Genomic DNA, 23084 nt, shown 5'->3' on the forward strand with positions numbered 1-23084 from the left:
GTCCTGCGATCCTGCCATGGTTTTTGGATTTCGGATGGCGTCCATCCTCTCGGGTCATACGGGCGCCTTGCCCGTTGTGCCCAGCCGCCGGATTGCTGCTGGACTGTCAGTCGGCACGAACGCGAACACCGAACCGCGGCCTTCGCTCATCATGCCCGGATGCGAATCGTCAACGGCCCGCATCCGACGCGCACGCAGCCTCGCTCAAAAACCTTTAAACAAACGCTTTCGTTCGAAACCACGCGCGAAAACGCGCGCCGATGGCGCGCGCAGGAACTCTTAACGGCGAATGTTGTGCTTCTCGAGCAGCGCCTTGTACCGCGACTCGTCCCGCTTCTTGAGATAGTCGAGCAGCGAGCGGCGGGTCGAAACCAGCTTCAAGAGGCCGCGACGCGAATGGTTGTCCTTCACGTGGGTCTTGAAATGGTTGGTCAGGTTGTTGATGCGTTCCGACAGGATCGCGACCTGAACCTCGGGCGAACCGGTATCACCGGCCTTGGTGGCATTCGTCTTGATGACTTCCGCTTTGCGTTCTGCGGCAATCGACATCGTCAATTTCTCTCGTTGCGACCGGTTGAGGCAGTCAGACCGGTCAGGTTGAACACACGCTTGGGGATGATTTCGCCATTGCCAACTTCAGCAAGCGCCAAAAGACGGCCTGCCACCGTGACATAGACTGTGCCGCTACAAGTGGGCGCATCCCGTCCGCGCAACAAAACGGCTTGGCCCCGATGGAGCCTTGCCGCATCAGCCCGAGTGACGGCCAGTGCCGGGATGTCGTCCAGCGCGGTCTCAACGGGCATTAGCGCGTCGGCGAGGCTGCCCTCGCCGGACGCGGCTCTATCGCACAAAGCCTCCAGCTGATCCAGCGGAATCATGTCGTTCTCGTCAAATGGGCCGACCAGGGTCCGCCGCAGCGCGCAGATATGGCCGAAAGTGCCGAGAATTCGGCCCATATCGCGAGCCAGCGCCCGGACATAGGTGCCCTTGCCGCATTCGGCCTCGAACACGGCTCGGTCGTTATCCGGTTGATTTACAAGGGTTAATTGGTGAATCTCAACCGGACGGGGCGCCAGCTCCACGACCTCGCCGTCCCGGGCAAGGTCGTAGGCGCGCTCACCCTGGACCTTGATTGCCGAATAGCGCGGGGGAACCTGCTCGATCACCCCGGTGAAACGGGGCAGCAGGGCTTCGATGGCCTCCCGGGTCGGACGCTGGTCCGAGGTCGCGGTGACCTGGCCCTCGATGTCGTCGGTGTCACGCTCCTCGCCCCAGCACACGGTGAACTGGTAGCGCTTGCGGCCGTCCATGACGAAGGGAACCGTCTTGGTGGCTTCGCCAAGCGCGATCGGCAGGCCGCCGGAGGCGAGCGGGTCGAGCGTGCCGGCATGGCCCGCGCGCTTGGCGTTGAACAGGCGCTTGAGCACGGCGACGGCCTGTGTCGAGGTCATGCCGATCGGCTTGTCGAGCACGACCCAGCCGTGGACGTCGCGCCGGTCGCGGCGCGGCTGGTTGCCCTTCTGCTTGCCCGCGCGCGGATCGTTGTTGACGCGACGCGCCTGCTGATGCGGCTGAGCATCGTCGCCGAGATCTGCAAAATTATTTTTTTGCAGATCGCGCGTATCGGCCTCTTCGCTGCCGATCGTGCCGTGAGCCGGGTCCATCATCATCGCTCTTCTTCCCGATCCGAATCCGGATCCTGTTCCAGATTCTTGTCCAAGTCCTTCTGCACCGCAGGTGTTCTCAAAAGCTTCTCGATCCGTTCCGCTTCGTCGAATCGTTCGTCGACGCGGAAGCGAATGTCAGGTGCAAATTTCAGGTTAACGCGCCGCGCGACTTCGCCGCGCAGGAATTTCTTGTTGCGATCGAGCGCAGTGATAACGAGCTCGGTGTCGCGGCCACCGAGCGGCATCACGTAGATTGTCGCGAGCTTCAGGTCGGGCGACATCCGCACCTCCGGCACGGTGATGATGTGGCCTTCGAGGTCCGCATCATGCACGCTGCCTTGCGCCAGAATCTCGGCTATCGCGTGGCGAACCTGCTCGCCGACGCGCAGCTGGCGCTGCGAGCCGCCGGGCGCGGAACTTTTTTTCTGATGATGGCGCGGCATGGTCGAAAATCACCTCGTCGTGCCCGCGTTCGGGACACGAGCATTGGCATTTGTCCTGTTGAAACGAATGGGGTGTGGATGGCCGGAAAAAATCCGGCCATCGCACTCCCGCAATTTCAGCTCAAAAAGATCCGGGCGCTTCGGTAAGATTTGGACTTACAGGGAGCGCTGGATCGTCTCCACACGGTAACACTCGATCACGTCACCGGCACGCATGTCGTGATAGTTCTCGAAGGCCATGCCGCATTCCTGACCGGACTGGACTTCCTTCACTTCGTCCTTGAAGCGCTTCAGCGTCGACAGCTTGCCTTCGTGCACGACGACGTTGTCGCGGATCAGGCGCACATTGGCGCCGCGTTCCACGGTGCCGTCGGTGACGCGGCAGCCGGCGACCTTGCCGACCTTGGAGATATTGAAGATCTCCAGGATCTCGGCATTGCCCAGCATGGTTTCGCGCAAGGTCGGCGCGAGCAGGCCGCTCATCGCCTTCTTCACGTCGTCCACGAGGTCGTAGATGATGTTGTAGTAGCGGATCTCGATGCCGTTGCGCTTGGCGGCAGCGGCAGCTTCCTTGTTCGCACGAACCGAGAAGCCGATGATCGCGGCGTTGAAGCCCTCCGCGAGCGTCACGTCGGATTCCGAGATGCCGCCGACGCCGGCATGCAGGATGCGGGCGGCGACTTCGTCGGTGCCGAGCTTCTCCAGCGAGCCGAGGATCGCTTCCAGCGAGCCCTGCACGTCGGCCTTGACGATCAGCGGGAATTCCTTGCGGCCCGCCGTCTTCAATTGCGACATCATCTGCTCGAGCGAACCGCGCATGCCGGAGATCGAGGCTGCCGCATTCTCGCGCTTCTGGTGCGCGCGGTAGCTGGTGATCTGGCGGGCGCGGGCTTCGTTCTCGACGACCGCGAGACGGTCGCCGGCTTCCGGCGGGCCGTTGAAGCCGAGCACTTCGACCGGCACCGAGGGGCCGGCCTCGTCCACGGTCTCGCCCTGATCCGAGATCAGCGCGCGCACGCGGCCCATCTCGGCGCCGGCGACGATGATGTCACCGACACGAAGCGTGCCACGCTGGACCAGCACGGTCGCAACCGGACCGCGGCCGCGATCGAGCTTGGCTTCGATCACGGTGCCTTCGGCCGGACGCTCCGAATTGGTCTTCAGCTCGAGGATGTCGGCCTGCAGCGCGATCATCTCGAGCAGCTTGTCGAGATTGGTCTTGTTCTTGGCGGACACTTCGACGTCGACGACTTCACCGCCGAAGGACTCCACCTGCACCTCGTGCTGGAGCAGCTCGGTGCGCACGCGCTCGGGCTTGGCATCGGGCTTGTCGATCTTGTTGATGGCGACAATGATCGGCACGCGGGCCGCCTTGGCGTGATTGATGGCTTCGACCGTCTGCGGCATGACGCCGTCATCGGCGGCGACCACCAGCACGACGATGTCGGTCACCTTGGCGCCGCGGGCGCGCATCGCGGTGAACGCGGCGTGGCCGGGCGTGTCGATGAAGGTGATCTTCTTGCCGCTTTCGGGCGACAGCACCTGATAGGCGCCGATATGCTGGGTGATGCCGCCGGCTTCGCCGGAGACCACGTTGGCATGGCGGAGCGCGTCGAGCAGCGAAGTCTTGCCGTGGTCGACGTGACCCATCACGGTCACCACCGGCGAACGCGTCTCGGTGTCGGTGGAATCGTCGACCTGGTCGAACAGGCCTTCCTCAACGTCCGACGCGGCGACGCGCTTGACGGTGTGGCCGAGCTCTTCGGCGATCAGCTGCGCAGTGTCGGCGTCGATCACGTCGGTGATCTTGTGCATCGCGCCCTGCTTCATCAGCATGCGGATGACGTCGACCGCGCGTTCGGACATGCGGTTGGCGAGCTCCTGGATGGTGATCGCTTCCGGAATGACGACTTCGCGGATCAGTTTTTCCTTCGGCTCGTTCGAGGCGTGGCCCTTCAGGCGCTGGGTGCGGCGGCGGAACGAGGCGATCGAACGCTCGCGTACCTCGTCGGCATTGAGAGCAGTCACGACCGTCAGGCGGCCGCGCTCCTTCTGCGGGCCGGGCTTGTGTGTGGGCTTGGGAGCCACCACAGGACGCGCAGCGCCGCCGGGACCGCGACGGACCTGGCGCGGACCATCGTCCTCGTCCGGTCCGGCCGCAACTGCGGGAGCGCGACCCAGCGGGCCGCCTGCCGGCCGCGCGGTGGTCGTTCCGGGGCGTGCGGTCGTTGTTCCCGGGCGTGCCGTGGTGGTGGCGCCGGGACGCGCTGCGGGCGCGCCGGGACGCGGCGCGGGAGCGGCCGGGGCTGCCGCTGCAGCGGGACGGGGAGCGGAGGGCTGCTCGCCTTCTCCAAAACGCTTCTTGGCCTCGGTCTCGGCCTTGCGCTTGGCTTCGTCCTCGTGACGATGGCGCTCTTCCTCAGCCTTGCGGCGGGATTCGGCGGCTTCGCGCTCGGCGCGCTCGGCGGCCTCACGGACGGCGCGGCGCTGGGCCTCTTCCTCGGCCTGGCGGCGCTCTTCGACTTCACGGACCTTGGCGTCAGCAAGCGCGCTGGCGCGGGCGGAGCGTTCGTCCTCGGTCAGCGTACGCAGCACGACGCCGGAGCCGGCATTGCGCGGCGGTGCCGGGCGTGAAGGAGCGGGCGCAGGCGCGGCCGGCGCCGGCTTTGCGGCGACCTCGGGGGCCTGCGGCTCAGGGGTGCCGTCGATGCGGCGCTTGCCGCGCTTCTCGACCACGACCTGCTTGCTGCGGCCATGGCTGAAGCTCTGGCGCACAGTGCCCGTTTCGACGCGCGGCTTGAGCGATAGCGTCTTGCTCGGAACGCTCAGCTTCTTGTCGCCAGGGGTCTTGGTATCAACCATTCAGCAGTCCTAATCCTGATTTATCAGTGTTGTGCGTTGCCGCACCGTCCTATCGGGTCGTCGTTTGTCTTCAGAAATCCTGGCCGTGCTTTTCGGCAGTCTTGTCATCGTCCGCCAGCCGGTATCGGACCAGCATCTGGCTACGTGACAGGAATGTCTTGCTCGCCGGGCCCGCGAGCAGGGCAGCATGTATCACATTTGACCGGGTGAGTGCCAAATCCAATTCTGCAGATTTCAATGCGGTGACGACGGGAATCGGCGGCCGAATACCGTGATTTCCGTCATTTTGCCGCGCCAGCGTGTCCAATTTACGGATTCCGTCCGCGGCCCCGTCGCTGGCATGGATCAGGACCTCGACCGTGCCTTCCCGCAGGGCGCTTTCGACCTTGCCGAAGCCGGCGACGATCTGCCTCGCCTTGGCGGCGATCCCAAGGGCTTCGGTCACGCTCCGAACCAGGAGCGCCTCGATGTCGGCGGGAAGCGTCGGAGAAATGCGCAGGTCGCGCTTGAAGGCTTTGGTAAATTGGTGACGGCGGACGGCTTCCGCAACCACCCGTCGCGACGCCGTGACCCACATGCCCCGTCCGGGCAGCTTGCGCTTGAGATCGGGAACTATGTCGCCCCCGGGCGCTGCGACGAAGCGGATCAGCTCGTCGATCGGCCGGACCTCGCGGCTGACCGCGCACATACGCATGGTCGCGGACTTTTCGGTCCGCGGTCCATGGTCGAGTTCGCTGTCAGTGCTGGCAAGCATCCGGGCGACATCCTCCTTCGCCTTCTAAGTCGCGTGTTCTTTACGCAAAACCGGTCTCCACTTTTGCTGAACACGCCTTAAGCCGGCTGGTCTTCGGTCGCGCCAGCCTCTTCGGCCGGCTTGGCGAGATCAGCCTCGGTGATCCAGCCGGCCTTGACTCGGGCCTGCATGATCATGGCTTCCGCATCGTCGCGGGAGATGCCGAGGCCGTCGAGCGCGCCGGCGAACTTGGTCTGCTCGCCGCCTTCCTTGCGCTCGGTCCAGCCGACCAGATCGTCGGTGGCGCAGCCGGCGAGGTCCTCGACCGTCTTGATGTCGTTCTCGCCGAACTTCACCAGCATCTTCGAGGTGACGCCGGGCACGTCCTTCACGGCATCCTCGACGCCGAGTTCCTTGCGCCTTGCCTCGATCTCGGCTTCCTGCTGATCGAGATATTCGCGGGCGCGGCTCTGCAGCTCCTGTGCAGTCTCCTCGTCGAAGCCCTCGATGCCGGCGAGCTCCTTGAGGTCCACCATCGCGAGTTCCTCGACCGAGGTGAAGCCTTCGGAGGCAAGCAGCTGGCCGACCACCTCGTCGACATTGAGCGATTCCATGAAGACGCGGGTGGAGTTCTCGAAATCGGCCTGGCGGCGCTCCGATTCTTCCTGCTCGGTCAGGATGTCGATGTCCCAGCCGGTGAGCTGCGAGGCGAGGCGGACGTTCTGGCCGCGCCGGCCGATCGCCAGCGAGAGCTGGTTGTTGGTGTCGGGCACCACGACCTCGATGCGTTCGCGGTCTTCGTCGATGACGACCTTGGATACTTCGGCCGGCGCCAGCGCGTTCACCACGAAGGTCGCGATGTCGGGCGACCAGGGAATGATGTCGATCTTCTCGCCCTGCAATTCGTTCACCACGGCCTGCACGCGCGAGCCGCGCATACCGACGCAGGCGCCGACCGGATCGACCGAGGAATCGCGGGAAATCACGCCGATTTTCGCGCGCGAGCCCGGATCGCGGGCGACCGCCTTGATCTCGACGATGCCGTCATAGATTTCCGGGACTTCCTGCGCGAACAGCTTCGCCATGAACTGCGGATGGGTGCGCGAGAGGAAGATCTGCGGACCGCGGGTCTCGCGGCGGACGTCGAAGATGTAGGCGCGGACGCGGTCGCCATTGCGGAAGACTTCGCGGGGCAGCATCTCGTCGCGGCGGATGATGGCTTCGCCACGGCCGAGATCGACGATCACGCTGCCATATTCGACGCGCTTGACGACGCCGTTGACGATGTCGCCGATGCGGTCCTTGAATTCCTGATACTGCCGGTCACGCTCGGCCTCGCGCACCTTCTGCACGATCACCTGCTTGGCCGACTGCGCGGCGATGCGGCCGTATTCCAGCGGCGGCAGCGTGTCGGCAATGGTGTCGCCGACCTGGGCGCCGGGATTGGCGCGCTGCGCGTCGATGAGCGAGATCTGGTTGGAGTGGTTTTCGACCTTGTCGACCACCAGCATGTGGCGCGACAGACGGAGCTCGCCCTTCTTCGGGTCGATCTCGGCGTGAACGTCAGTCTCGCTGCCGTAGCGGGCGCGCGCCGCCTTGGCGATGGCATCTTCCATCGCCGCGATGACGATGCCGCGGTCGATCGATTTCTCGCGGGCGACGGCGTCGGCGATCTGGAGCAACTCAAGTCGATTGGCGCTGACTGCCATGGCTAGTCTCCTTCGTCAGGCTCGATCTCGCCACGCCGCGCGCGTTCGGCGGCAAGGCGATGTTTCTTTGTATTGGTCGGGGCCGGCTTCTTCTTCGGCTTGGTGTTCTTGGTGGTTTTTTCGCTGATCTTCGCGTGCGCCGGCTGCGGCGGCTCGAGGCCGAGATCCCTGCGCATCTGGCGCTCCTCGGCCTTGCCGCGGCGCATGGATTCCGCGATCAGCTCGTCGGTCAGCACCAGCCGCGCCTCGCCGATGTCTTCCATCGTCAGGAGCACGTCGGCGTCATCGCCTGCCTTGGCGTCGTCGCGACGAAGGTGCACGCGGTCGCCTTCGACGGCACCGAGCGTGCCGCGGAACCGCTTGCGGCCTTCATGGGCGACGGCCATCTCGATCTTGACCAGATGGCCGGAATAACGCTCGAAATCGGAACGGCGCACCAGCGGACGGTCGATCCCCGGCGAGGAGATTTCCAGCCGATAGGCACGGTCGATGGGGTCGGCGACGTCGAGCACCGGCGACAGCGCCCGCGAGATTGCCTCGCAATCCTCGAGCTGCATCGAGCCGTCCGGCCGTTCGGCCATGATCTGCACGGTGCATCCGGATTCCCCGGAAATGCGGATCCGCACCAGGCGATAGCCCATGCCCTCAAGCACTGGGCCTGCGACCGCCGACACCCGTGCCGCCACGCCCGGCTCAACCACGAGCCTCGGCTCGGCCAGCAACTCGGCATCGGTGGAACCAGTGTTCGGTTCGGTCATATCAGGGGTCAAGGCGCTCGATGGTCTCGATGGTTAAGGCTCCGTTAAAACATCAGAGCCCACTTCGGAACTTTCCCGACAGCCCGCCGGGCAGCATCTTCCGCCGAGCCGCGTTCAGGTAATAAAAAAGAGCGGGTCCTTTCGGGCCCACTCTCACTACGCGGATCGTATGAGAAGATGAATTGGCGCTGATATAGCCCTTTCTGCCCGCCCGGACAAGGGCCCTTGCAGCGGGATGCGGGCTTTTTGCGCCCCGGGAGGCCGCCCGGGCAGCAACGCTTCCTTCATGAAGCCGGCCTAAATTTCGAGCTTGTGGGGCGGCTTGAGCTATGGCGCGCCCACGGCGTGCCAGATTCGAGTTGCGTTTCATGACCGTTGCCACGTCGCTCATTCCCGGACTGGACGATATCGTCAAACGCGGTGATCCCCGGCGTCGTGGCGAGATCGCGAGCGCCATTGCCGCGCTGTTCTTTCAGGACGCCTCGAGACTTCGTCCCGAGCTCATCGATCTCTTCGACAATCTCCTGATCGATCTCGTCCCGCATGCAGAGCTTGCCGCGCGCGTCGATCTCGCCGAGCGCTTCTCGCGGCTGGACAATGCGCCGCCTCATCTGGTGGGCCAGCTCGCCCGCGAGAACGAGATCATGGTGGCGGGCCCGGTCCTGCGCCGCTCGCCGGTGCTCGATGAAGCCGCTCTCGTCGAGATCGCCCGGCTGAAGGGCCAGGGCCATCTGCTGGCGATGACGGAGCGGCCGACCCTGTCGATGCAAATTACCGACGTGCTGGTCGAGCGCGGCGATCGCGACGTGGTGCGCCGCGCTGCCGGCAATGCAGGCGCCGCTTTCTCGCCGGGCGGTTATTCGGAGCTGATCAAGCGCGCGAGCCAGGATGGCGTGCTGACGCTCAAGATCGGCCAGCGCGCGGATCTCTCGGGCGAGAACCTCAAGGAGCTGCTGGACGGCACGCTCGACGTCATTCGCCGCCGCCTGTCGACCGTGGTCAATCCGGCGCGCCAGGTCGAGATCAAGCGCGCCATGGCCGCGATCGAGGAAGCTTCAAGGCCGGCCGGCCCGCGGCGCGATTTTTCGGACGCGCAACGCACGGTGCTCGGCCTGCATCGCGGCGGTCATCTCGGCGAGAGCGCGCTGCTCGGCTTCGCAAAGGCGCACAAATACGAGGAATCGGTCGCTACGCTCTCGGCGATGGCCGGCGTCAGGCTTCCGATCCTCGATCGCCTGATCTCGGGCGACCGCTATGATCCGATCCTGATCCTCGGCCGTGTGCTCAATCTCGGCTGGCCCACGGTGCGCGCGCTGATCCTGATGTGGTACGGCCCGCAGCGCACGCCGGCCGATGCCGATCTTGAAGCGGCGCGGATGAACTTCACCCGCCTGATGCCGGCGACCGCCGAGCGCGTGGTGAATTTCTGGCGCAACCGGCAAACGATCTAAGATCATTTCGCCAATCATTCCGGGGCGCGCGAAGCGCGAACCCGGAATCTCGAACTTCCGGGTTCGATGCTGCGCATTTCCCCGGAACGACAATCATTTCCGCCTGAACCGCAGATACGCCGCCTTGCGGCCCTCGCGCGCAGCTTTTCGTCCATATCGCGTCATGGTGTAGCCGGCCCAGGGCTGGCGGAAATCATCGGCGCGTTCTGCAAGCCACTGGAAGTCCGGCGCGCGCGCAAGATGCGACAGCGTCCAGGCGCAGTAATCGTCGATATCGCAGACGAAGCGGAATTCGCCGCCCGCCTTCAGCACGCGCGCCATCGCTGCGATCGTGCGGTCCTGAACGAAGCGCCGCTTCCAGTGCCGCCGTTTCGGCCAGGGATCGGGATGGATCAGGTCGATCCGCGACAGCGATGCATCAGGCAGCCAGGCCAGCAGCTCGGCGGCGTCGCCGGCGAACAGGCGGATGTTGGCGATGTTGGCGGCCTCGATCTGCGCGAGGATCTTGGCCATGCCGTTGACGTAGGGCTCGCAGCCGATGAAGCCCGTCGTCGGAAAGGCCTGCGCCTCCGCGGCGAGATGCTCGCCGCCGCCGAAGCCGATCTCGAGCCGCAGCTCCTCGGCCGCGGGATCGAAGATCTCGGCGGCATGCGCCGGAGCCGGCGTCGTGATGTCGAGGACGAGATGCGGCAGCAGATGATCGACCAGCTCGGCCTGATGCTGCCTGAGCTTGTGGCCCTTGCGACGCCCGAAGAAGGCGCGCTCGCCGTCCGCGCGATCGGGGTCTGATTTGCGTTCGCTCATCGCAGCGTCTGGTACAGGCGATGGAGCAGCCGCGCGCGCGGTTCGAGCGAGGAGACGTAGAGCTGCTCATAATGGGTGTGGGCGCCCTTGCCGTCGACGCCGAGCCCGTCCAGCGTGCCGGTATACGGCGCGGTGAAATTGCCGTCCGAGCCGCCGCCGGTGTGGGTGTCGATCAACTCGAAACCGAGCTCCGCGGCGAGCGTCTTCGCATGTTCGTAGAGCGAGGCGCCCGCATTGCCCTTCTCGTAGGGCGGACGGTTGAGCTCGCCGGTCACGGTGACGGTCACGCCATCAGTCTTCGACGTCAGCCCGAGAATCCTGCCGACGAATTCGTCCGCATCGTTGATCCCAGGCACGCGCAGATCGACCTCGGCATAGGCTTCTTCCGGCGTGACGTTGGGGCGCGTGCCGCCGCGCACCACGCCGACATTGACGGTGACGCCGCGCTTCAGATCGTTCATCCCTTCCAGCGTCTGGATGACGTTGGCAAGCTCGCGCACCGCGCTGCGGCCGTCTTCGGGGCGCGAGCCGGCATGGGCGGGCACGCCCTTGATGAAGATCTGGAAGCGTCCGACGCCCTTGCGCCCGGTGACGATCTTGCCGCCGTCGCGCGCCGGCTCCGTCACCAGCACATATTTGGCCTTGCGCCCTTCCGCCTCGATGAGTGCGCGCGAAGTCGGGCTGCCGATCTCCTCGTCGGAGGTGAACAGATGGGTGATGCCAAGCGGCGGACGGTCGGGCGCGGCGCAAAGCTCGCGAAAGGCGTGATAGGCGATGTAGGCGCCGCCCTTCATGTCGTAGATGCCGGGACCGAACGCGCTGTCGCCTTCGACCTTGAAGGGCAGCCGCGTGATGAAGCCCATGGGATGGACGGTATCGAGATGACTGAGCACCAGGATACCGGGCCGGTCCTGGCCCCAGGTCGAACGCACCACGAGATGATCGCCGCAGCCATCGATGCCGGCGACGCGCTCGAGCGTGACGGGCAGATCGTGATAATGGTCGGCAACCATCGAGGTCAGCTTGTTGACCTGTTCGGGCACTTCCGTCGGCGTCTCGATCTCGACCCAGCGGCGGATGCCGGCGAGGATAGTTTGGGTATCGAACGAATTGGAGTTCGCCATGGACGTATCTGTGCCTTTGAATCGTATCATCTGAGCGGAGGCAGCGTGTCACGCGGTCCGCAAATGACGACATAGGCCAGATTTGGCGCAGCCTCAAATCGGAATGAGATCGCGCTTCAGCGCTTGTCCGGGCCTTCGCGGGCGGCGATCTGCTCGACGAGGTCGACGATCGAGCGGCGCAGCTTCGAATCGGTGATTCGGGTGAACGCCTTGGTCAGCGCGAGACCCTCGGAGGTCGCGAGGAAATCGGAGACATAGGAGGGCGATGCACCCTCGGCGAAGCCGTCCGGCCCGGCGACGCCGCTCGGTCCGCCCTCGAACAGAAACGACACCGGCACCTGCAGAATCTCGGCGATTTGCTGGATACGGCTTGCGCCGACCCGGTTCGTGCCCTTCTCGTACTTCTGAATCTGCTGGAATGTCAGGCCCAAAGCTTCACCGAGCTTTTCCTGGCTCATGCCCAACATGATGCGGCGCATACGCACGCGACTGCCGACATATTTGTCAACAGGGTTGGGCGCTTTCGACATTTCCTCAGCCCTCCAAACACCACCCTCGGCGCAATAGAAAGAATTGCCTCAGGTGACAGCGACTCAAAACTTCACTCTGATTGGGGAAACATTGCGGAGAAATTTAGCAATGCACCACTGTCTTGCGCAGTCGGTGCAGAATGGGGAGCCCGAATGCAGTCTGTCAACCGTGGGACCGCGGTTGTCAAAAGTTTCCGGCCGCCTTGCCGGATATCGCTGGCGGTGGCGCGATCAGGGGTGCCGTTTGGCAACACGGCGTCGCACCGCCAAAATCACAGCCAGCGCGACGAGCATGGCTGCGGGGATGTCGCCGACTCTCGCATAGATCGTGGGCGGGATTGCGGTGGGCAGACTTGCATCCAAAATGCCCTCGATCCCGAGGCCGAGGCTGGCCACCGTGCGTCCGACCGGATCGATCACCGCCGAGATGCCGGTATTGGCAGAGCGGACCAGCGGCAATCCGAGCTCGATGGAGCGCATCCGCGCCTGCTCCAGATGCTGGTACGGACCGGTCGAGATGCCGAACCAGCCGTCATTGGTGAGATTGACCATCCAGCCCGGGCGCTCGTCACGCGTGCCGATCTCGCCGGGGAAGATCGCCTCGTAGCAGATCAGCGGCAATGCGGGCGGTGCGCCCGGCACCGGCAGCACGTGCCGCACCGTGCCGGGAATGAAGCCGCCGCGGACCCGCGTCAGCTGCTCGAAGCCGAGCTTCTCCATCGTGTCCTGGAACGGGAGATATTCTCCGAACGGCACCAGGTGCAGCTTGTCGTAGACCGCGAGCACGCTGCCGTCATGGTCGATCACGTAGATCGAGTTGTAAGCCCGCGTGATCGGCGTGCCCGGCGGCAGATCGGGAGCGCGGACCGATCCGGTGATCAGCACCGTGCCCTTGGGCAGCAGATCGGCGATCGCGGCCATCGCGTCGGCTTCGCGGGTCAGGAAGAACGGAAAGGCGGATTCCGGCCAGATCAGGATGGTGGCATCGCGCACGCCGGTCGATTGCGGTCCGGAGGCACGGTCCGACAGCGCCAGATATTTCTTCATCACCTCCGCCTTGGCGGAGTAGTTGAACTTGGCGTCCTGCTGCAGGTCAGGTTGCATCAGGCGCAGCTTGGTGCCCGCGACCATCGTGGTCGGATGCAGCGATATGCGAATGGCGCCGAAGATGCCCATGACGACCAGCAGCGCGAGCGCTCCGGCCGGCACGCGCCACGCCAGGCTGCGATCGCGCGTGCGGTCGATCAGGACCGCCGGGCTTGCGAAGATCGCAACCGCGAGGAACGTCATGCCCCACTGGCCGATCAGCGACGCCGTCTGCGCCAGCGCCAGCGGCTCCGACAGCGCGTAACCGAAGGCATTCCAGGGAAAGCCGGTGAGCACGTGCCCGCGCAACCATTCACCGACGGTGAGGCTCGCGGCGAGCGCGAGAATGCGGGTGGCATCCTTGGTCCAGAGCAGGCGGGCCAGCGCGAAGCCGATCGCCGTGAAGATGGAGAGATAGGCCGGCAGGCCCAGCACGGCGAACGGCGTCAGCCAGGCGAACACATCGGCGTCGACGAAGAAGGCGATGCCGATCCAATAGAGGCCGGGGACGAAATAGCCGAGCCCGAACCAGAAACCGGTCAGTGCCGCCGCGGGGACACCGCCATATTGTCCGGCGCCGGCGCCGTCGATCAGCCAGACCATCACGGGGAAGGTGATGAACAGCACCGGAAAGATATTGAATGGCGCCAGCGCCAGCACCGACAGCGCACCGCACGCCATCGCAAGGAGCGCGCGCTTCCATCCCCAAGTGAGGATGACGGTGAGGGCGATCTGACGAAGGCGCTGGAACGGGCTCACTGCGGGCCGGTCCCGTCGGCAGGCGGCGGAGTCGGCGTGTCACCGGCCGGCGGCTGGCCGCTTTCCGGCGCGGCCTCGCGGCGGCGGCTCTCGCGCTGGGTGCGCGGCGCAGGCCGCTCCTTCCGCGTCGAAATGCGCAGCCGCTTGACGCGGCGCGGGTCGGCGTCGAGCACCTCGACCTCGTAATTGCCGGGGCCCGAGATCACCTCGCCGCGCACCGGCAGGCGGCCGACGAAGCTGACGAGATAGCCGCCGAGCGTCTCCACTTCCTCGCCGGCCTCGCCGGTGACGAAGTCCTCGCCGATCACGGTACGGACGTCGTCGAGGCTGGCGCGGGCATCGGCGATGAAGGCGTTGTCGGGCAGCCGTACGATTGACGGCGGCTCGTCGCTGTCATGCTCGTCGTCGATCTCGCCGACGATCTGCTCGACGATATCCTCGAGCGAGACCAGCCCGTCGCTGCCGCCATATTCGTCGACGACCAGCGCCAGATGGATGCGCGTGGCCTGCATCTGCGCGAGCAGGTCGATCGCGCGCATCGACGGCGGCACGTAGAGCAGCTTGCGGATGATTCGCGCGTCCTGCAGCGGCAGCGCGAGGTCCACGGCCTTCAGATCGAGCCCGGCGGGCAGCGGCTTCTTGCGCTTGGTCTTGGTGGCCTCCGACACGCGCGCCCGCGCAGTCATGAAGGCGAGCAGGTCGCGGATGTGGACGATGCCGACGGGATCGTCCAGCGTCTCGTTGTAGACCACGAGGCGCGAATGGCCCGCGCTCTCGAAACGGTCCATCAATTCGCCGAGCGGGATGTCGCGCTTCACCGCGATGATGTCGGCACGATGCACCATGACGTCGGCGATGCGACGCTCGTGCAGGCCGAGGATGTTGCGCAGCATGGTGCGCTCGACCGCCGAGAAGCCGGTGTCGTCGGGCGTCGTCGCGTCGAGCACGACCTGGAGATCGTCACGTACCGATCCCGCCTTCCAGCCGAACAGCGTGCGGATGGCGCGCAGCAGCCAGCCTTCCGCGGTCGGGCGCATGACCTCGCCGGGTGTCACCACGGCCGGCAGATTGGCCGTGTTGCGCGGATTGTCGTGGGTAGGCTCTGAATCCGGCATCTCAGTGCGTCCCCGCGCGGTCTGCATAGGGATCGGGGATGCCGAGGTGAGCCAGGATCTCGGTTTCGAGCGCTTCCATCTCTTCCGCGTCGTCGTCGTTCTCGTGATCGTAGCCGATCAGGTGCAGGAAACCATGCACGGCGAGATGACTCAAATGATGATCGAACGGCTTGTGTTCCTCGTCCGCCTCGCGCCGCATGGTCTCATAGGCGATCGCGATGTCGCCGAGCATGCGCGGCGCATCGCCCGGCTTCCATTCACCCTCCGGCTGGAGCGCGGGAAACGACAGCACGTTGGTCGGCTTGTCCATGCCGCGCCAGTTGCTGTTGAGCGTGCGGATGCCGGCATCATCGGTCAGCATCACGGCCACTTCCGCGTCGGCAACGTCTTCATCGACGGACTCTGCGGCGGCGGCGACGGCGCGCTGGATCACGGTTTCGGCGTCAGGCTCGCTCTGCCAGCAATCGGCGACGACGAGGACCTCGGTGATGGGAAGGTTGGGATGCGACATGGCCTTGTTCGGAACGATAAGGCGCCGTGCTCGCGCCGTCCCGCTGTTGTCTCGTCAGGATTTGTTGCCGGCGGGTGGCCGCTGCGGCGACCCTTCATAGGCGGCGACGATTCGTGCCACGAGCTCGTGGCGGATCACGTCCTCGGCTTTGAAATGAACTTGCGCAATGCCTTCGACGCCGCTGAGCAGACGGGTGGCCTCGGCCAGACCGGAGGTCTGGCCGTTCGGCAAATCGATCTGCGAGGGATCGCCTGTCACGATCATGCGGCTGTTCTCGCCGAGGCGGGTCAGAAACATCTTCATCTGCATCGATGTCGTGTTCTGCGCCTCGTCGAGGATGATCGCGGCGTTGGTCAGCGTGCGGCCGCGCATGAAGGCGAGCGGCGCGATCTCGATCTCGCCGGTCTGCAGCGCGCGCTCGACGATGCGTGCGTCCATCAGGTCGTAGAGCGCGTCGTAGATCGGGCGCAGATACGGATCGACCTTCTCGCGGAGATCGCCGGGCAGGAAGCCGAGCCGTTCGCCGGCTTCGACCGCCGGCCGCGACAGGATGATCTTGTCGACCTCCTTGCGCTCGAACAATTGCGCGGCATGCGCGACCGCGAGCCAGGTCTTGCCGGTGCCGGCGGGGCCGATGCCGAACACCAGCTCGTGGCGCTTCAGCGCGCGGATGTAGGAGTCTTGCGCGGCCGTGCGGGCGCGCACCGGGCGCTTGCGCAGATTGATGCTGTCGAAGGCCGACTTGGCCGATTTGGCGTCGAACTCGAACAGGGACCCTTGCGCGATCACGGCGCGGATCGCGCCCTCGACCTCGCCCTGGTCGACATCCTGTCCCTTCACGGCGTGGGCGTAGAGCGTCTCCAGCACGCGGCGCGCCGCATCGCAGCCGTCGCGCGTGCCGCCGATCGTGATGTGGTTGCCCTTGGAGTCCACGACGACGCCGAGCCGCCGCTCGATCTGCGCCAGGTTCTGGCCGTAGGGGCCGACCAGCGCGGATGCGGCGCGGTTGTCGTCGAAGTCGATGACGACCTGAGTCTCGGGCGGAACTTGCATGTCGCGGTCAAATTTGCGGCTGGGAGCGATAGAGGACGAATCCGATGCGCTTTTTGGCAAGGGTTCAGGCTCCAGTGGCGATGGATGATAAAGCGGGCTCGCGTGCAATGCGCGGCGTCGCGAGCTCGCCGAGGAAACTGTAGCGCTCGAGGCTGTCGATTCGCACCGGCAGGATCTGTCCGATGATGTCGGGCGAGGCCATCACATGCGCGGGCTGGAGGAAGGCGGTGCGACCGACGATCTGGCCGTCCTTGCGCGCCGGACGTTCGAACAGCACGTCGACCGTTGAGCCAATCGCAGCCTTGTTGAAGGCCGATTGCTGGCTGTCGATCAGTTCCTGGAGCCGCTCCAATCGCTGGTCCATCTCGGCGGGGGACACCGTCTCCTGCATATCCGCGGCCGGCGTTCCCGGCCGGGCGGAGTATTTGAACGAATACGCTGCAGCGTAGCCGATTTGCGTGACAAGCGCGAGGGTGGCGAGAAAATCTTGCTCGCTCTCGCCAGGGAAGCCCACGATAAAATCTGATGAGAAAGCAATGTCTTGGCGCGCGGACCGGAAACGGTCGATGACGCGCCGGTAATCATCGGCGGTATGTTTCCGGTTCATGGCGGCCAGAATCCGGTCCGAGCCCGACTGGACCGGCAGGTGCACGAACGGCATCAAGGCGTCGAGATCACGATGGGCTGCAATCAAACTGTCGTCGACGTCGCGGGGATGGCTGGTCGAGTAGCGCAGCCGCGCAATGCCGGGAATCTGCGCCAGATGCTCCAGCAATTTGCCGAGCCCCCAGCTTTTTCCGTCAGGTCCGTCGCCGTGATAAGCGTTGACGTTCTGCCCGATCAGCGTGAGCTCGCGCACGCCATTGTCGGCGAGCCGCTTCACGTCATCGACAATCTTCGCGACCGGGCGTGAGACTTCCGAGCCCCGCGTGTAGGGCACGACGCAGAACGTGCAAAACTTGTCGCAGCCTTCCTGCACCGTGACGAACGCGGAAATGCCGCGCGCGCGGATCGCATCGGGCTTCGGCTGGGCCAGGAAGCCGAATTTGTCGGCGGCGGGAAACTCGGTCTCGATCGCGCGGCCTTCATGGCCGGCGCGCTTCAACAGCTCGGGCAGATGATGATAGCTCTGCGGGCCGACCACGACGTCGACGGTGGGCGCGCGGCGCACGATCTCCTCGCCTTCGGCCTGTGCGACGCAGCCTGCCACCGCAATCTGCATGGCGCGGCCCTCGCGCGCGGCCTCGTCCTTGGCGACGCGCAGCCGGCCGAGCTCGGAATAGACCTTTTCAGAGGCCTTCTCGCGGATATGGCAGGTGTTGAGGATGACGAGGTCGGCATCCTCGGCGTTGGCCGTCTCCACGAATCCTTCGGGGGCCAGCGTGTCCACCATGCGCTGGGCATCGTAGACGTTCATCTGGCAGCCATATGATTTGATGTGCAGCTTGCGCGGCGGCGTCATGGAACCCGGAATTGAGGTGGAGGACGGTCCTCAAATATAGGCTGAAGGGGCGAAAATCCAGCGATTGGGCCGCTTACCGGTCATTCCGGGGCGCCCGCAAAGCGGGCGAGCCCGGAATCCAGCGGTTTTGGGCACGAGATCCCGGGTTCGCGCGCGTCGCGCGTGCCCCGGAACGACGGCGAGGCCGGATTCAGCCCGCCAGGGCGTCTGCCGCGACCCGCCGAACCAGATCCGGCAGCTGATGCATGTCCGAGAAGGTCAAGTCGGCGCCGGCTTGGCGCAGGGTCTCGGCGTGGCCGGCCCCGCAATGACTGCCACCGTAAAAGCCGAATACCTTCATCCCGGCCGCGCGCGCCCCCGCGATTCCCGCGAGGCTGTCCTCGATCACGACACAGCGCTCGGGCGGCACGCCCATTTCCTTGGCGGCGAACAGGAACAGGTCCGGCGCGGGCTTGCCGTTTGTCACCTGCGAGGACGAGAAGATGTTCGGTGCGAGGCGTTCATAGAGCCCCGTGCTCCCCAAGCTCACCTGCATGCGCGGATGCGAACCGCTCGAGGCAACGCAGACACGTTGCGTCACGACGTCAAGCACGTCGTGGATGCCGCGGATCGCTTCGAGGTCGGCTTCGAATGCGCGAAACAGCTCGTCCTGGAGATCGCCGTGATAGGCCTCGGGTAACGCGCGGCCGAGTTCGGTTTCGATCTCGAGATTGGCCTGTTTTGTCGAACGGCCGAGGAAGCGTTCGGACACCTGCTCCGAAGTGATCGGATAGCCGTGACGCGTCAGCACGTCAGCGTGGGCGCGACAGGAGATTACCTCGCTGTCCACGAGCACGCCGTCGCAATCGAAGATGATGAGGTCGATGGGCACGAGACTTTAAGACGCCGGCTTGTCGTCGTCGAGCGGGACGCAATAGAGTTCGAGCCGGTGATCCACCAGCTTGTAGCCGAGCTTGCGGGCGATCTCGGCCTGAAGCTTCTCGATCTCTTCGGAGGTGAATTCGATCACCTTGCCGTCGCGCAGGTTGATGAGGTGGTCGTGGTGGCTGTCGCGCATCGTCTCGTAGCGCGCGCGGCCCTCGCGGAAGTCGTGACGTTCGATGATACCGGCGTCCTCGAACAGTTTGACGGTGCGATAGACGGTCGAGATCGAGATCTTGTCGTCGACCGCGACACAGCGCCGGTACAGTTCCTCAACATCGGGGTGGTCGACCGCTTCTGCGAGCACGCGTGCAATGACGCGGCGCTGCTCGGTCATGCGCATGCCTGTGGCGGCGCAACGCGCCTCGATGCCGGTCGCCTTGGATGCGGAAGAAGGTTTAAGTCCTGTCATATCGTGTCCGTCTGACGGGGCGCTTTCTGCCATCGATGTTACGACAAGTCACGTCGCATCAGTAGTGCGTTCAATTGTTCCCCGTTGGCCTGCTTATAGTAGCGTTCGCGGCGCCCGACCACCACGAATCCGCATCTCGTATAGAGCCGTCGTGCCGGTTGGTTGTTCTCCTCGACTTCCAGAAATATCGTGCGCACGCCACGCCCGGCGAGATGGCCGAGATGGGTCATCAGCAGCGTGCGGGAGAAGCCGCGGCCGCGGTGGGACTGGTCGACCGCGACCGAGAGGATTTCGGCTTCGTCCGCCCCGATCCGGGACACCGCGAAGCCGATGATCTTGCGCCCCAGGCGCAAGCGGTGGACGAGCGTGTTGCTCTCGCTGAGCATGCTCTCGAATTCGCCTTCGCCCCAGCCATGCGCGAAGGATTGGCCGTGAAGCTGCGCCAGCCGCGGCGCGTCGCGCGCCGACGCCGGCTCGACGGCCGCAGTGCCGCCGTGCCACCATTCCGAAAACCATCCCATCATGAGCTTGCGGCTTGTGCGAGCGGCGGCGCCGCCGGCTTTGCATCGGGCGCTTTCAGATAGAACGGCCGCGCCGGATTGGCGTCGGGATTGGCCGCGGCGCCGAGCCATGCGACCCAGCTGATGTCGGGCGCAGGCTGCGCGTCGACCGCAACAGGTTGCGGCCCATCCTTCGGCCAGCGATCGGCGAGAATCCTTGCGGCATTGCCGACCAGATGCGGCGCGCCGAATTGCGAGGCCGCGATCACCTCGTCGATCGGGGCGATGCCCGGTTGCACCAGCTGGCTGCCGTCGCCGGCGACAATCTGGAAATAGGCGTGATCGTGCCGTGCATCGATCGCCGAGATCACCGGCGCTGTTCCGCTCCGGCCGACGATGGCGGCTGCGTAGGCCGACAAGGTGGTGAGGCCGACGGCCGGTCGTTTTGCCGCAAGCGCAAGACCGCGCGCCGCCGAAATGCCGACGCGCAGGCCGGTGAAACTGCCGGGGCCGACGGTTACCGCGATCCGGTCGAGTGCCGTGAATGCGACATTGGCCGACTGCATGACGCGCGCGATCATCGGCATCAGCGTCTCGGCGTGGCCGCGTTTCATGAGAAGCTGCTCCTGCGCAAGGAGCTCGCCGGCGTCGGTGTCGAGAACGGCGGCCGCGCACGCCTCGAGCGCGGTATCGATGGCAAGGATCATCATGAAAAAGCGAATGGCGAGTGGCGAATAGCGAACAGTCTAGCCGATCGGAACTCTATTCGCCATTCGCTACTCGCCATTCGCACACCGATTCACATCGGCCGGACTTCGACCACGTCGGGCACGAAATGCTTGAGCAGGTTCTGGATACCGTGCTGGAGCGTCGCGGTCGAGGACGGGCAGCCCGAGCAGGCACCCTTCATGTTGAGGTAGACGATACCGTCCTTGAAGCCGCGGAAGGTGATGTCGCCGCCGTCATTGGCGACCGCCGGCCGCACGCGCGTCTCGATCAGATCCTTGATCATGTCGACCGTCTCGGCATCGGCTTCGTCGAAGAATTCGTCCTCATCGTCGATCTCGACATCGCTGGCGGTCGTACCGTCGGCGAGCAGCGGCGCGCCGGACATGTAGTGCTCCATGATGGCACCGAGGATTGCAGGCTTGAGCTGCTGCCACTCACCGTTCGCCTTGGTCACGGTGATGAAGTCGGATCCGTAGAACACGCCGGTGACGCCGGGCACCTCGAACAGCTTTTCGGCGAGCGGCGAGCGCGTTGCGGCTTCGCGGCTCGAAAATTCCATCGGGCTGCCGTCGACCACGATGCGGCCGGGAATGAATTTCAGCGTGGCGGGATTGGGGGTGGCTTCGGTTTGAATGAACATGGTTTTCTCCAGACGTCGCCGGTTCAAGGCCGGCGCGTGCTCTCTTCCCTAGCAGATGGCGACGGGGAACGCACGATCAAGGGGGGTGGCGGTCGTTTCGCTGTTATTTCAGTGGGTTAGGGTGCCGCCTGAACGTCTTCAGGGGGCTACGACAGCGAATCCACGCTTTGGTCGCTGAGCGCCCCCGAAATGACGGTCACGGGCACCGGGAACGTGCCGAGCACGTGCGAAAGCAGCGCCACCCAGGGCCCTGGCCCTTCCGCGCCGGGGCTGGCGGCGAGCACGAGCATGGCGATGTCTGGGTCCTCGTCGATGACCGCGAGCAGCTGTTCCATCGCGGCCCCTTCGCGGATCAGCCGCTCCGGTGTGATCGCGGCGATGCCGTTGGCGCGGCCGGCGGCGCGGTCGAGCGCGGCTTCCGCCGCTTCATGCGCTTCGGCGCGCATGATGTCGGCGACTCCAAGCCATTGCTGGTTCTGGTCCTCGATCTCGATGATGCGCAGCATCACCACGCCGCCGCCGGCGCGGATCGCCCAGCGGCTGGCGTAATAGACCGCGCGATCCCATTCGGCGGTGTCGTCGACAATGACGAGGCATTTGGGCTTGTGACCCGGCTCGAAGCAAAGTCGCTTGCTGGTCATGCCTATCCCGGAATCTGCACCGGGAGCATGCTGCCACACTCGCTCGCGCTTGGGGAGAGGCGAAGCGGCCCGCGCCGTGGCGCAGGCCAAGGGTCTAGCGCCGGCGAATGAAGCCGACGATGTCCTTGGAGAGGTTCATGGTCTCCTCGGCGATGACGCGAGCCCGGTCGGAACCATTGTTGAGGATGGTGTCGATGTGGCCGGGGTCCGCAACCAGGCGCTTCATCTCGCCGGCGATCGGCGCGAGCTTGGTGACGCACAGCTCTGCCAGCGCGTTCTTGAAGCTGGAGAACTGGCCGCCGCCGAATTCGCGGAGCACGTCGGCCTTGGAGCGGTCGGAGAGGGCTGCGAAGATGCCGACGAGATTGTCGGCCTCGGGCCGCGCTTCCAGGCCCTTCTCTTCGGACGGCAGCGGCTCCGGATCGGTCTTCGCCTTGCGGATCTTCTGCGCGATGGTGTCGGCGTCGTCGGTGAGATTGATGCGCGAATTGTCCGACGCATCCGACTTCGACATCTTCTTGGTGCCGTCGCGCAAGCTCATCACGCGCGTCGCCGGGCCCGTAATGAACGGTTCCGGCAGCGGGAAGAACAGGCCGTCATTGCCGCCGTGGCTGCGAATGGAATCGCCGAAATCATTGTTGAACTTCTGCGCGATGTCGCGCGAGAGCTCGAGATGCTGCTTCTGGTCCTCGCCGACCGGAACGTGGGTGGCGCGGTAGAGCAGGATGTCGGCGGCCATCAGCACGGGATAGTCGTACAGCCCGACCGAGGCGTTCTCGCGATTCTTGCCGGCCTTCTCCTTGAACTGGGTCATGCGGTCGAGCCAGCCCGTGCGCGCGACGCAGTTGAAGATCCATGCGAGCTCGGCGTGGCCCGAGACCTGGCTCTGGTTGAACACGATGTGCTTCTTCGGATCGATGCCGGCAGCGATGAACGCCGCGGTCACCTCGCGGGTGTTGCGCGCGAGCTCGACCGGCCCGCCCCAGACGTCCAAGCCCTGCGTGATCGCGTGCATGTCGACGACGCAATAGATGCAGTTGTGGGTTTCCTGCATCTTCACGAAGTTGACGATCGCGCCGAGGTAGTTGCCGAGGTGCAGATTGCCCGTCGGCTGGACGCCCGAAAAAACCCGTTCAACGAATGGCATGGTCAGTTTTCCTGAGAGGTCGCCGGC

Annotated in this window: 23 protein-coding genes; 1 reads left to right on the forward strand and 22 read right to left on the reverse strand. The window is 65.1% G+C overall.

Features of this window, described 5'->3' with window-relative positions; genetic code table 11:
- Positions 1-279 precede the first annotated feature (279 nt).
- From rpsO to rimP, 7 genes are all read right to left on the reverse strand, one after another.
- Complete coding sequence (gene rpsO, locus JQ587_RS01995; RefSeq protein ID WP_212302032.1) at positions 280-549, reverse strand: 30S ribosomal protein S15; 270 nt, start codon at positions 547-549, stop codon at positions 280-282.
- A 2-nt stretch (positions 550-551) separates the two neighbouring features.
- Positions 552-1670 (reverse strand): tRNA pseudouridine(55) synthase TruB, encoded by a 1119-nt coding sequence (truB, locus tag JQ587_RS02000; RefSeq protein ID WP_212302033.1) that lies wholly within the window; start codon positions 1668-1670, stop codon positions 552-554.
- Positions 1667-2110: a 30S ribosome-binding factor RbfA gene (gene rbfA, locus JQ587_RS02005; protein ID WP_212302034.1), complete on the reverse strand. Its 444-nt coding sequence runs from the start codon at positions 2108-2110 to the stop codon at positions 1667-1669. Before rbfA ends, truB begins: the two co-directional genes overlap by 4 nt.
- A 156-nt stretch (positions 2111-2266) precedes the next feature.
- Entirely contained in the window at positions 2267-4972 is a 2706-nt protein-coding gene (infB, locus tag JQ587_RS02010) for a translation initiation factor IF-2 (RefSeq protein WP_212424260.1), read from the reverse strand.
- Positions 4973-5042: 70 nt separating this feature from the next.
- Positions 5043-5726, reverse strand: coding sequence for an RNA-binding protein (locus JQ587_RS02015; protein ID WP_212424261.1), 684 nt, complete (start codon positions 5724-5726; stop codon positions 5043-5045).
- Between the two features lie 77 nt (positions 5727-5803).
- Positions 5804-7414, reverse strand: a complete 1611-nt coding sequence (nusA, locus tag JQ587_RS02020; protein WP_212424262.1) for a transcription termination factor NusA — start codon at positions 7412-7414, stop codon at positions 5804-5806.
- Positions 7415-7416: 2 nt separating this feature from the next.
- The gene (gene rimP, locus JQ587_RS02025) at positions 7417-8172 is read right to left on the reverse strand and encodes a ribosome maturation factor RimP (RefSeq protein WP_212424263.1); all 756 of its coding nucleotides are present in this window, start codon (positions 8170-8172) and stop codon (positions 7417-7419) included.
- A 368-nt stretch (positions 8173-8540) separates the two neighbouring features.
- On the opposite strand from rimP, the gene JQ587_RS02030 reads away from it, so the two are divergent.
- Complete coding sequence (locus JQ587_RS02030; RefSeq protein ID WP_212424264.1) at positions 8541-9623, forward strand: DUF2336 domain-containing protein; 1083 nt, start codon at positions 8541-8543, stop codon at positions 9621-9623.
- A gap of 93 nt (positions 9624-9716) precedes the next feature.
- Here the strand turns inward: JQ587_RS02030 and trmB are convergent, their stop codons facing one another.
- The 15 genes from trmB to trpS form a co-directional block, all read right to left on the reverse strand.
- A complete protein-coding gene (trmB, locus tag JQ587_RS02035; protein ID WP_212302040.1) occupies positions 9717-10427 on the reverse strand; it encodes a tRNA (guanosine(46)-N7)-methyltransferase TrmB in 711 nt (236 codons plus the stop codon).
- A complete protein-coding gene (locus JQ587_RS02040) occupies positions 10424-11581 on the reverse strand; it encodes a M20 family metallopeptidase (protein ID WP_212424265.1) in 1158 nt (385 codons plus the stop codon). Before JQ587_RS02040 ends, trmB begins: the two co-directional genes overlap by 4 nt.
- 86 nt (positions 11582-11667) lie before the next feature.
- The gene (locus JQ587_RS02045) at positions 11668-12081 is read right to left on the reverse strand and encodes a helix-turn-helix domain-containing protein (protein WP_057746952.1); all 414 of its coding nucleotides are present in this window, start codon (positions 12079-12081) and stop codon (positions 11668-11670) included.
- A 231-nt stretch (positions 12082-12312) separates the two neighbouring features.
- Positions 12313-13926 carry an apolipoprotein N-acyltransferase gene (gene lnt / locus JQ587_RS02050; protein WP_212424266.1) on the reverse strand — a complete coding sequence of 538 codons (1614 nt, stop codon included), beginning with the start codon at positions 13924-13926 and terminating at the stop codon, positions 12313-12315.
- Positions 13923-15041, reverse strand: coding sequence for a hemolysin family protein (locus tag JQ587_RS02055; RefSeq protein ID WP_249149126.1), 1119 nt, complete (start codon positions 15039-15041; stop codon positions 13923-13925). Before JQ587_RS02055 ends, lnt begins: the two co-directional genes overlap by 4 nt.
- A 1-nt stretch (position 15042) precedes the next feature.
- The gene (gene ybeY, locus JQ587_RS02060; RefSeq protein ID WP_212302044.1) at positions 15043-15552 is read right to left on the reverse strand and encodes an rRNA maturation RNase YbeY; all 510 of its coding nucleotides are present in this window, start codon (positions 15550-15552) and stop codon (positions 15043-15045) included.
- Between the two features lie 54 nt (positions 15553-15606).
- Complete coding sequence (locus JQ587_RS02065) at positions 15607-16605, reverse strand: PhoH family protein (RefSeq protein WP_212302045.1); 999 nt, start codon at positions 16603-16605, stop codon at positions 15607-15609.
- A gap of 64 nt (positions 16606-16669) precedes the next feature.
- Positions 16670-18067 (reverse strand): tRNA (N6-isopentenyl adenosine(37)-C2)-methylthiotransferase MiaB, encoded by a 1398-nt coding sequence (miaB, locus tag JQ587_RS02070; RefSeq protein ID WP_212302046.1) that lies wholly within the window; start codon positions 18065-18067, stop codon positions 16670-16672.
- A 190-nt stretch (positions 18068-18257) separates the two neighbouring features.
- Positions 18258-18938, reverse strand: coding sequence for an HAD family hydrolase (locus JQ587_RS02075; RefSeq protein WP_212302047.1), 681 nt, complete (start codon positions 18936-18938; stop codon positions 18258-18260).
- 6 nt (positions 18939-18944) lie between these two features.
- Positions 18945-19400: a Fur family transcriptional regulator gene (locus tag JQ587_RS02080; RefSeq protein WP_128948724.1), complete on the reverse strand. Its 456-nt coding sequence runs from the start codon at positions 19398-19400 to the stop codon at positions 18945-18947.
- Positions 19401-19438: 38 nt separating this feature from the next.
- On the reverse strand, positions 19439-19924 hold the full coding sequence (gene rimI / locus JQ587_RS02085) for a ribosomal protein S18-alanine N-acetyltransferase (protein WP_212302048.1): 486 nt from the start codon (positions 19922-19924) through the stop codon (positions 19439-19441).
- Positions 19921-20610: a tRNA (adenosine(37)-N6)-threonylcarbamoyltransferase complex dimerization subunit type 1 TsaB gene (gene tsaB / locus JQ587_RS02090; RefSeq protein ID WP_212424267.1), complete on the reverse strand. Its 690-nt coding sequence runs from the start codon at positions 20608-20610 to the stop codon at positions 19921-19923. The genes rimI and tsaB overlap by 4 nt, the downstream gene beginning before the upstream one ends.
- Positions 20611-20699: 89 nt before the next feature.
- A complete protein-coding gene (locus JQ587_RS02095) occupies positions 20700-21269 on the reverse strand; it encodes a NifU family protein (RefSeq protein ID WP_212302050.1) in 570 nt (189 codons plus the stop codon).
- A gap of 146 nt (positions 21270-21415) precedes the next feature.
- Positions 21416-21910 (reverse strand): universal stress protein, encoded by a 495-nt coding sequence (locus JQ587_RS02100; RefSeq protein ID WP_212302051.1) that lies wholly within the window; start codon positions 21908-21910, stop codon positions 21416-21418.
- 94 nt (positions 21911-22004) lie between these two features.
- Positions 22005-23057 (reverse strand): tryptophan--tRNA ligase, encoded by a 1053-nt coding sequence (gene trpS, locus JQ587_RS02105; protein WP_212302052.1) that lies wholly within the window; start codon positions 23055-23057, stop codon positions 22005-22007.
- Positions 23058-23084: the final 27 nt, after the last annotated feature.

This window comes from Bradyrhizobium manausense, assembly GCF_018130615.1.
Taxonomy (GTDB): Bacteria; Pseudomonadota; Alphaproteobacteria; order Rhizobiales; family Xanthobacteraceae; genus Bradyrhizobium; species Bradyrhizobium manausense_A.

Bases quoted from the DNA above. Each gene is read 5' to 3' on its own strand.
- rpsO (WP_212302032.1), bottom strand. From the start codon at position 549: ATGTCGATTGCCGCAGAACGCAAAGCGGAAGTCATCAAGACGAATGCC.
- truB (WP_212302033.1), bottom strand. From the start codon at position 1,670: ATGATGATGGACCCGGCTCACGGCACGATCGGCAGCGAAGAGGCCGAT.
- rbfA (WP_212302034.1), bottom strand. From the start codon at position 2,110: ATGCCGCGCCATCATCAGAAAAAAAGTTCCGCGCCCGGCGGCTCGCAG.
- infB (WP_212424260.1), bottom strand. From the start codon at position 4,972: ATGGTTGATACCAAGACCCCTGGCGACAAGAAGCTGAGCGTTCCGAGC.
- JQ587_RS02015 (WP_212424261.1), bottom strand. From the start codon at position 5,726: ATGCTTGCCAGCACTGACAGCGAACTCGACCATGGACCGCGGACCGAA.
- nusA (WP_212424262.1), bottom strand. From the start codon at position 7,414: ATGGCAGTCAGCGCCAATCGACTTGAGTTGCTCCAGATCGCCGACGCC.
- rimP (WP_212424263.1), bottom strand. From the start codon at position 8,172: ATGACCGAACCGAACACTGGTTCCACCGATGCCGAGTTGCTGGCCGAG.
- JQ587_RS02030 (WP_212424264.1), top strand. From the start codon at position 8,541: ATGACCGTTGCCACGTCGCTCATTCCCGGACTGGACGATATCGTCAAA.
- trmB (WP_212302040.1), bottom strand. From the start codon at position 10,427: ATGAGCGAACGCAAATCAGACCCCGATCGCGCGGACGGCGAGCGCGCC.
- JQ587_RS02040 (WP_212424265.1), bottom strand. From the start codon at position 11,581: ATGATACGATTCAAAGGCACAGATACGTCCATGGCGAACTCCAATTCG.
- JQ587_RS02045 (WP_057746952.1), bottom strand. From the start codon at position 12,081: ATGTCGAAAGCGCCCAACCCTGTTGACAAATATGTCGGCAGTCGCGTG.
- JQ587_RS02055 (WP_249149126.1), bottom strand. From the start codon at position 15,041: ATGCCGGATTCAGAGCCTACCCACGACAATCCGCGCAACACGGCCAAT.
- ybeY (WP_212302044.1), bottom strand. From the start codon at position 15,552: ATGTCGCATCCCAACCTTCCCATCACCGAGGTCCTCGTCGTCGCCGAT.
- JQ587_RS02065 (WP_212302045.1), bottom strand. From the start codon at position 16,605: ATGCAAGTTCCGCCCGAGACTCAGGTCGTCATCGACTTCGACGACAAC.
- miaB (WP_212302046.1), bottom strand. From the start codon at position 18,067: ATGACGCCGCCGCGCAAGCTGCACATCAAATCATATGGCTGCCAGATG.
- JQ587_RS02080 (WP_128948724.1), bottom strand. From the start codon at position 19,400: ATGACAGGACTTAAACCTTCTTCCGCATCCAAGGCGACCGGCATCGAG.
- rimI (WP_212302048.1), bottom strand. From the start codon at position 19,924: ATGATGGGATGGTTTTCGGAATGGTGGCACGGCGGCACTGCGGCCGTC.
- tsaB (WP_212424267.1), bottom strand. From the start codon at position 20,610: ATGATGATCCTTGCCATCGATACCGCGCTCGAGGCGTGCGCGGCCGCC.
- JQ587_RS02095 (WP_212302050.1), bottom strand. From the start codon at position 21,269: ATGTTCATTCAAACCGAAGCCACCCCCAATCCCGCCACGCTGAAATTC.
- JQ587_RS02100 (WP_212302051.1), bottom strand. From the start codon at position 21,910: ATGACCAGCAAGCGACTTTGCTTCGAGCCGGGTCACAAGCCCAAATGC.
- trpS (WP_212302052.1), bottom strand. From the start codon at position 23,057: ATGCCATTCGTTGAACGGGTTTTTTCGGGCGTCCAGCCGACGGGCAAT.